At 66.3% G+C, this 8,691-nt stretch carries 3 protein-coding genes; all 3 read left to right on the top strand.

What is annotated here, in order from left to right; genetic code table 11:
* Positions 1-79 precede the first annotated feature (79 nt).
* The 3 genes from rplL to ABEA26_RS21180 all read left to right on the top strand — a co-directional run bounded on the left by rplL (position 80) and on the right by ABEA26_RS21180 (position 8,613).
* Positions 80-460, top strand: a complete 381-nt coding sequence (gene rplL, locus ABEA26_RS21190; protein WP_345594439.1) for a 50S ribosomal protein L7/L12 — start codon at positions 80-82, stop codon at positions 458-460.
* A gap of 657 nt (positions 461-1,117) precedes the next feature.
* Positions 1,118-4,603: a DNA-directed RNA polymerase subunit beta gene (gene rpoB, locus ABEA26_RS21185; RefSeq protein ID WP_345594437.1), complete on the top strand. Its 3,486-nt coding sequence runs from the start codon at positions 1,118-1,120 to the stop codon at positions 4,601-4,603.
* Positions 4,604-4,713: 110 nt separating this feature from the next.
* Complete coding sequence (locus ABEA26_RS21180) at positions 4,714-8,613, top strand: DNA-directed RNA polymerase subunit beta' (protein ID WP_345594435.1); 3,900 nt, start codon at positions 4,714-4,716, stop codon at positions 8,611-8,613.
* Positions 8,614-8,691 lie beyond the last annotated feature (78 nt).

The raw sequence follows: 8,691 nt of genomic DNA, 5'->3' as shown, positions 1-8,691 counted from the left end.
AGGGTCGACGCGGGCCCGACGTACGCCCGCCTCACCCCGTACATCCGGCACCTGCCGAATTAGTGGAAGGACCGCCATCATGGCGAAGCTCAGCCAGGACGACCTGCTCGCCCAGTTCGAGGAGATGACCCTCATCGAGCTCTCCGAGTTCGTGAAGGCCTTCGAGGAGAAGTTCGACGTCACCGCCGCCGCCGCGGTTGCCGCCGCCCCGGTCGGCCCGGCCGCCCCCGCCGAGGCCGAGGCCGAGCAGGACGAGTTCGACGTCGTCCTCACCGGTGCCGGCGACAAGAAGATCCAGGTCATCAAGGTCGTGCGTGAGCTGACCTCCCTGGGTCTGAAGGAGGCCAAGGACCTCGTGGACGGCGCCCCGAAGCCCGTCCTCGAGAAGGTCGCCAAGGACGCCGCCGAGAAGGCCGCCGAGTCCCTCAAGGGCGCCGGCGCCTCGGTCGAGGTCAAGTAACACCTCAGAGGTCCTCAGGGATCTCACAGGTCTCCAGAGGCCGCACAGGCCTCAGGGGCCTCACAGGTCCTGTGGGATCCATGGATCCCACAGGACCTGTAACGCTTCGGCGCTGAAGAGCGATCATCCATCCGGGTGGTCGCTCTTCGGCGTATCCGGGGACCGGCGGCGGCTGCCTTGCACGTGCGACGGCGGAGAGTATGGTGATCTTCGTCGTGCCGTCGCCGGGGCCCCGAGGGCCCCCTGGCGGCAGGCGGTTCGGGCAAGGGGGGCCTTGACGAACCGCACGCGGCGCGCGATTCTCAGGACGCGTCGGCTACAAGGATCCGAAATCCGAGGCATGGATCCACGGCGAAGAGGGCAGTATCACGGTGCGTTGAGGGCGAGGCCTTGCCGCAGGTGGTGAGAACAACGAGGAGCGAACACGGTCATCGAGACCCGCACTGGACATCAGTGTGCCATGTGGCTACACTGTCCCTTTGCGCTGCCTGTTAGTTGCCCCCTGCCCGTCACCAGGGGTCTGCCCTCGCCCGAGCACCGACGACCAGAGCATGCCTGACCTGGCTTTTTCGGCCACATCAGGCGCCCCCTGTCTTCGTGCACGGAAGAGGGGCCGGTACGCGCGTAGTGAGTCCGAGCCCTCGGAAGGACCCCCTCTTGGCCGCCTCGCGCAATGCCTCGACCGCGAATACGAACAACGCTGCCAGCACCGCCCCGCTGCGCATCTCCTTTGCAAAGATCAAGGAGCCCCTCGAGGTTCCGAACCTCCTCGCGCTGCAAACCGAGAGCTTTGACTGGCTGCTCGGCAACGACGCGTGGAAGGCTCGCGTCGAGTCGGCGCTGGAGTCCGGTCAGGACGTCCCCACCAAGTCCGGTCTGGAAGAGATCTTCGAGGAGATCTCGCCGATCGAGGACTTCTCCGGGTCGATGTCGCTGACGTTCCGCGACCACCGCTTCGAGCCCCCCAAGAACAGCATCGACGAGTGCAAGGACCGCGACTTCACGTACGCGGCCCCGCTCTTCGTCACCGCCGAGTTCACCAACAACGAGACCGGCGAGATCAAGTCCCAGACGGTCTTCATGGGCGACTTCCCGCTCATGACCAACAAGGGCACCTTCGTCATCAACGGCACCGAGCGTGTCGTTGTGTCGCAGCTGGTCCGTTCGCCGGGTGTCTACTTCGACTCCTCCATCGACAAGACGTCCGACAAGGACATCTTCTCCGCCAAGATCATCCCGTCTCGGGGTGCCTGGCTGGAGATGGAGATCGACAAGCGCGACATGGTCGGCGTGCGCGTCGACCGCAAGCGCAAGCAGTCCGTGACCGTCCTGCTCAAGGCCCTCGGTTGGACGACCGAGCAGATCCTCGAGGAGTTCGGCCAGTACGAGTCCATGCGCGCCACCCTGGAGAAGGACCACACCCAGGGCCAGGACGACGCGCTGCTCGACATCTACCGCAAGCTGCGTCCGGGTGAGCCCCCCACGCGTGAGGCCGCGCAGACACTGCTCGAGAACCTCTACTTCAACCCGAAGCGCTACGACCTCGCCAAGGTCGGCCGCTACAAGGTCAACAAGAAGCTCGGCGCCGAGGAGCCGCTGGACGCCGGCGTGCTCACCACCGACGACGTCATCGCCACCATCAAGTACCTGGTGAAGCTGCACGCCGGTGAGACCGAGACGATCGGCGAGTCGGGCCGGGAGATCGTCGTCGAGACCGACGACATCGACCACTTCGGCAACCGCCGCATCCGCAACGTCGGCGAGCTCATCCAGAACCAGGTCCGTACGGGTCTCGCCCGTATGGAGCGCGTCGTGCGTGAGCGCATGACCACCCAGGACGTCGAGGCGATCACGCCGCAGACCCTGATCAACATCCGGCCGGTCGTCGCCTCCATCAAGGAGTTCTTCGGCACCAGCCAGCTGTCCCAGTTCATGGACCAGAACAACCCGCTGTCGGGGCTGACGCACAAGCGTCGTCTGAACGCCCTCGGCCCGGGTGGTCTCTCCCGTGAGCGGGCCGGCTTCGAGGTCCGTGACGTCCACCCGTCGCACTACGGCCGCATGTGCCCGATCGAGACGCCCGAAGGCCCGAACATCGGTCTGATCGGCTCGCTCGCCTCGTACGGCCGGATCAACCCGTTCGGCTTCATCGAGACGCCCTACCGCAAGGTCGTCGACGGCCAGGTCACGGACGACGTGGACTACCTGACCGCCGACGAGGAGGACCGCTTCGTCATCGCGCAGGCCAACGCCACGCTCAACGACGACATGCGCTTCTCCGAGGCTCGCGTCCTGGTCCGCCGCCGTGGTGGCGAGGTCGACTACGTCCCCGGCGACGACGTCGACTACATGGACGTCTCGCCGCGCCAGATGGTGTCGGTCGCGACCGCCATGATCCCGTTCCTCGAGCACGACGACGCCAACCGTGCCCTCATGGGTGCGAACATGATGCGTCAGGCGGTGCCGCTCATCAAGAGCGAGTCCCCGCTGGTCGGCACCGGCATGGAGTACCGCTCCGCCGCCGACGCCGGCGACGTGGTCAAGGCCGAGAAGGCGGGTGTGGTCCAGGAGGTCTCCGCGGACTACATCACCACCACCAACGACGACGGCACGTACATCACGTACCGCCTGGCCAAGTTCTCCCGGTCCAACCAGGGAACCTCGGTCAACCAGAAGGTCGTCGTCGCCGAGGGCGACCGGATCATCGAGGGCCAGGTCCTGGCCGACGGTCCGGCCACCGAGAACGGCGAGATGGCGCTCGGCAAGAACCTGCTGGTCGCGTTCATGCCGTGGGAGGGTCACAACTACGAGGACGCGATCATCCTGTCGCAGCGCCTCGTCCAGGACGACGTCCTCTCCTCGATCCACATCGAGGAACACGAGGTCGACGCCCGTGACACCAAGCTCGGCCCCGAGGAGATCACCCGGGACATCCCGAACGTCTCCGAGGAGGTCCTCGCCGACCTCGACGAGCGCGGCATCATCCGCATCGGTGCCGAGGTCGTCGCCGGCGACATCCTCGTCGGCAAGGTCACGCCCAAGGGTGAGACCGAGCTGACCCCGGAGGAGCGCCTGCTCCGCGCGATCTTCGGTGAGAAGGCGCGCGAGGTGCGCGACACCTCCCTGAAGGTGCCGCACGGTGAGATCGGCAAGGTCATCGGCGTCCGCGTCTTCGACCGCGAAGAGGGCGACGAGCTGCCGCCGGGCGTGAACCAGCTGGTCCGCGTCTACGTCGCGCAGAAGCGCAAGATCACCGACGGTGACAAGCTCGCCGGCCGCCACGGCAACAAGGGCGTCATCTCGAAGATCAACCCGATCGAGGACATGCCGTTCCTGGAGGACGGCACCCCGGTCGACATCATCCTCAACCCGCTGGGTGTCCCGTCCCGAATGAACCCGGGACAGGTCCTGGAGATCCACCTCGGCTGGCTCGCCAGCCGCGGTTGGGACGTCTCCGGCCTCGCGGAGGAGTGGGCCGAGCGCCTCCAGGCCATCGGCGCCGACAAGGTCGAGCCCGGCACCAACGTCGCCACCCCCGTCTTCGACGGTGCGCGTGAGGACGAGCTGGCCGGTCTGCTCCAGCACACCATCCCGAACCGCGACGGCGAGCGCATGGTGCTCCCGTCCGGCAAGGCGAGGCTGTTCGACGGCCGCTCCGGCGAGCCGTTCCCGGAGCCGATCTCGGTCGGCTACATGTACATCCTCAAGCTTCACCACCTGGTCGACGACAAGCTGCACGCCCGGTCGACCGGCCCGTACTCGATGATCACCCAGCAGCCGCTGGGTGGTAAGGCCCAGTTCGGTGGCCAGCGATTCGGTGAGATGGAGGTGTGGGCGCTGGAGGCTTACGGCGCCGCGTACGCCCTCCAGGAGCTGCTGACCATCAAGTCCGACGACGTGACCGGCCGCGTGAAGGTCTACGAGGCCATCGTCAAGGGCGAGAACATCCCTGAGCCCGGCATCCCCGAGTCCTTCAAGGTGCTCATCAAGGAGATGCAGTCCCTGTGCCTCAACGTGGAGGTGCTGTCCTCGGACGGCATGTCCATCGAGATGCGTGACACCGACGAGGACGTCTTCCGCGCAGCGGAGGAGCTCGGCATCGACCTGTCCCGGCGCGAGCCGAGCAGCGTCGAAGAGGTCTGACGGGAGTCCGGTCCGGAGGTTCAGCGATGAAGATCCCTGAGCCTCCGGCCGGCCCCAGGACCCCCGTTTCAGACCCCAAGACTTACAACCCTGAGAGGGATTGACGCATAGTGCTCGACGTCAACTTCTTCGACGAGCTCCGGATCGGTCTGGCAACCGCTGACGACATCCGTCAGTGGAGCCACGGCGAGGTCAAGAAGCCCGAGACGATCAACTACCGCACGCTCAAGCCCGAAAAGGACGGACTCTTCTGCGAGAAGATCTTCGGTCCGACCCGGGACTGGGAGTGCTACTGCGGCAAGTACAAGCGTGTCCGCTTCAAGGGCATCATCTGTGAGCGCTGTGGCGTCGAGGTCACGCGCGCCAAGGTGCGCCGTGAGCGGATGGGCCACATCGAGCTTGCCGCCCCCGTGACCCACATCTGGTACTTCAAGGGCGTTCCGTCGCGGCTGGGCTACCTGCTCGACCTCGCCCCGAAGGACCTGGAGAAGGTCATCTACTTCGCGGCGTACATGATCACGTTCGTCGACGAGGAGCGCCGCACCCGCGACCTGCCCTCGCTGGAGGCCCACGTCTCCGTCGAGCGCCAGCAGGTCGAGCAGCGCCGCGACTCGGACCTGGAGGCCCGGGCCAAGAAGCTCGAGACCGACCTGGCCGAGCTCGAGGCCGAGGGTGCCAAGGCCGACGTGCGCCGCAAGGTGCGCGAGGGTGCCGAGCGTGAGATGAAGCAGCTGCGCGACCGCGCGCAGCGCGAGATCGACCGCCTCGACGAGGTGTGGAGCCGGTTCAAGAACCTCAAGGTCCAGGACCTCGAGGGTGACGAGCTGCTCTACCGCGAGCTGCGCGACCGCTTCGGCACCTACTTCGACGGCTCCATGGGTGCGGCTGCCCTGCAGAAGCGCCTGGAGTCCTTCGACCTCGACGAGGAGGCCGAGCGCCTCCGCGAGATCATCCGTACCGGCAAGGGCCAGAAGAAGACCCGTGCGCTCAAGCGCCTCAAGGTCGTCTCCGCGTTCCTGCAGACCAGCAACAGCCCCAAGGGCATGGTGCTCGACTGCGTGCCGGTCATCCCGCCGGACCTGCGTCCGATGGTGCAGCTGGACGGTGGCCGCTTCGCGACCTCCGACCTGAACGACCTGTACCGCCGCGTGATCAACCGCAACAACCGCCTGAAGCGGCTTCTCGACCTCGGCGCGCCCGAGATCATCGTGAACAACGAGAAGCGCATGCTCCAGGAGGCCGTGGACGCGCTCTTCGACAACGGCCGTCGCGGCCGCCCGGTGACGGGCCCCGGCAACCGTCCGCTGAAGTCGCTGTCCGACATGCTCAAGGGCAAGCAGGGCCGCTTCCGTCAGAACCTGCTCGGCAAGCGAGTCGACTACTCGGCGCGTTCCGTCATCGTCGTCGGCCCGCAGCTGAAGCTGCACCAGTGCGGTCTGCCCAAGGCCATGGCGCTGGAGCTCTTCAAGCCGTTCGTGATGAAGCGCCTGGTCGACCTGAACCACGCGCAGAACATCAAGAGCGCCAAGCGCATGGTCGAGCGCGGCCGCACGGTCGTGTACGACGTGCTGGAAGAGGTCATCGCGGAGCACCCGGTTCTGCTGAACCGTGCGCCCACGCTGCACCGCCTCGGCATCCAGGCCTTCGAGCCGCAGCTGGTCGAGGGCAAGGCCATCCAGATCCACCCGCTCGTCTGCACCGCGTTCAACGCGGACTTCGACGGTGACCAGATGGCCGTGCACCTGCCGCTCTCCGCGGAGGCGCAGGCCGAGGCCCGCATCCTGATGCTGTCCTCGAACAACATCCTGAAGCCGGCCGACGGCCGTCCGGTGACGATGCCGACCCAGGACATGGTCCTCGGTCTGTTCTTCCTCACCACCGACTCCGAGGGTCGTGGGCCCAAGGGTGAAGGCCGTGCCTTCGGCTCCGCCGCCGAGGCGATCATGGCGTTCGACGCGGGAGACCTGACGCTTCAGGCGAAGGTCGACATCCGCTTCCCGGTGGGCACCATCCCGCCCCGCGGCTGGGAGCCCCCGGCCCGCGAGGAGGGTGAGCCGGAGTGGCAGCAGGGTGACACCTTCACCCTGAAGACCACGCTGGGCCGTGCGCTCTTCAACGAGCTGCTGCCCGAGGACTACCCGTTCGTCGACTACGAGGTCGGCAAGAAGCAGCTCTCCGAGATCGTCAACGACCTCGCCGAGCGCTACCCGAAGGTCATCGTGGCGGCGACGCTCGACAACCTGAAGGCGTCCGGCTTCTTCTGGGCCACCCGTTCCGGTGTCACCGTCGCCATCTCCGACATCGTCGTTCCCGAGGCGAAGAAGGAGATCGTCAAGGGCTACGAGGCGCAGGACGAGAAGGTCCAGAAGCAGTACGAGCGCGGTCTGATCACCAAGGAAGAGCGCACGCAGGAGCTCATCGCGATCTGGACCAAGGCGACCAACGAGGTCGCCGAGGCGATGAACGCGAACTTCCCGAAGACCAACCCGGTCTCCATGATGGTGAACTCGGGTGCACGAGGCAACATGATGCAGATGCGTCAGATCGCCGGTATGCGTGGTCTGGTGTCGAACGCGAAGAACGAGACGATCCCGCGCCCCATCAAGGCGTCGTTCCGTGAGGGTCTGTCCGTGCTGGAGTACTTCATCTCCACGCACGGTGCCCGTAAGGGTCTGGCGGACACCGCTCTGCGTACCGCCGACTCGGGTTACCTCACGCGTCGTCTGGTCGACGTCTCCCAGGACGTCATCATTCGCGAGGAGGACTGCGGCACCGAGCGCGGTCTGAAGCTGCCGATCGCCGTCCGCGAGGCCGACGGGACGCTGCGCAAGACGGACGACGTCGAGACCAGCGTCTACGCCCGTATGCTCGCCGAGGACGTCGTCATCGACGGCAAGGTGATCGCGCCGGCCAACGTCGACCTCGGTGACGTGCTCATCGACCAGCTGGTGCGCCACGGTGTCGAGGAGGTCAAGACCCGTTCGATCCTGACCTGCGAGTCCCAGGTCGGCACCTGCGCCATGTGCTACGGCCGTTCCCTGGCCACCGGCAAGCTGGTCGACATCGGTGAGGCGGTCGGCATCATCGCCGCCCAGTCCATCGGTGAGCCCGGCACCCAGCTGACGATGCGTACCTTCCACACCGGTGGTGTGGCCGGTGACGACATCACCCAGGGTCTGCCGCGTGTCGTCGAGCTCTTCGAGGCCCGTACCCCGAAGGGTGTCGCCCCGATCTCCGAGGCCTCCGGCCGCGTCCGGATCGAGGAGACCGAGAAGACGAAGAAGCTCGTCGTCACCCCGGACGACGGCAGCGACGAGACGGCGTTCCCGATCTCCAAGCGCGCCCGTCTGCTGGTCGGCGAGGGCGATCACGTAGAGGTGGGCCAGAAGCTCACCGTGGGTGCCACCAACCCGCACGACGTGCTGCGCATCCTGGGTCAGCGTCAGGTGCAGATCCACCTGGTCGGCGAAGTCCAGAAGGTCTACAACTCGCAGGGCGTGTCGATCCACGACAAGCACATCGAGATCATCATCCGGCAGATGCTGCGCCGAGTGACGATCATCGAGTCCGGCGACGCCGAGCTGCTGCCCGGCGAGCTGGTGGAGCGCACCAAGTTCGAGACCGAGAACCGTCGTGTGGTCCAGGAGGGCGGTCACCCGGCCTCCGGTCGTCCGCAGCTGATGGGTATCACCAAGGCCTCGCTGGCGACCGAGTCGTGGCTGTCGGCGGCGTCCTTCCAGGAGACGACCAGGGTCCTCACGGACGCGGCGATCAACGCCAAGTCCGACTCCCTGATCGGCCTCAAGGAGAACGTCATCATCGGTAAGCTCATCCCGGCCGGTACGGGTCTGTCCCGCTACCGCAACATCCGGGTCGAGCCGACCGAGGAGGCCAAGGCCGCGATGTACTCGGCCGTCGGCTACGACGACATCGACTACTCGCCGTTCGGCACGGGCTCCGGCCAGGCCGTTCCGCTGGAGGACTACGACTACGGTCCGTACAACCAGTAAGCGAGTCGCCTGACAAGGCTGCTACGACCGAAGGGCGGTCACCCCGTGTGGGTGGCCGCCCTTCGGCGCTCGTTCCGT

It is taken from the genome of Streptomyces marokkonensis (assembly GCF_039539045.1).
Taxonomy (GTDB): domain Bacteria; phylum Actinomycetota; class Actinomycetes; order Streptomycetales; family Streptomycetaceae; genus Streptomyces; species Streptomyces marokkonensis.
This window is presented reverse-complemented; position numbering and strand designations above follow the sequence as displayed.

Coding starts and splice junctions, on each gene's coding strand:
- rplL (WP_345594439.1), top strand. CDS start 80: ATGGCGAAGCTCAGCCAGGACGACCTGCTCGCCCAGTTCGAGGAGATG.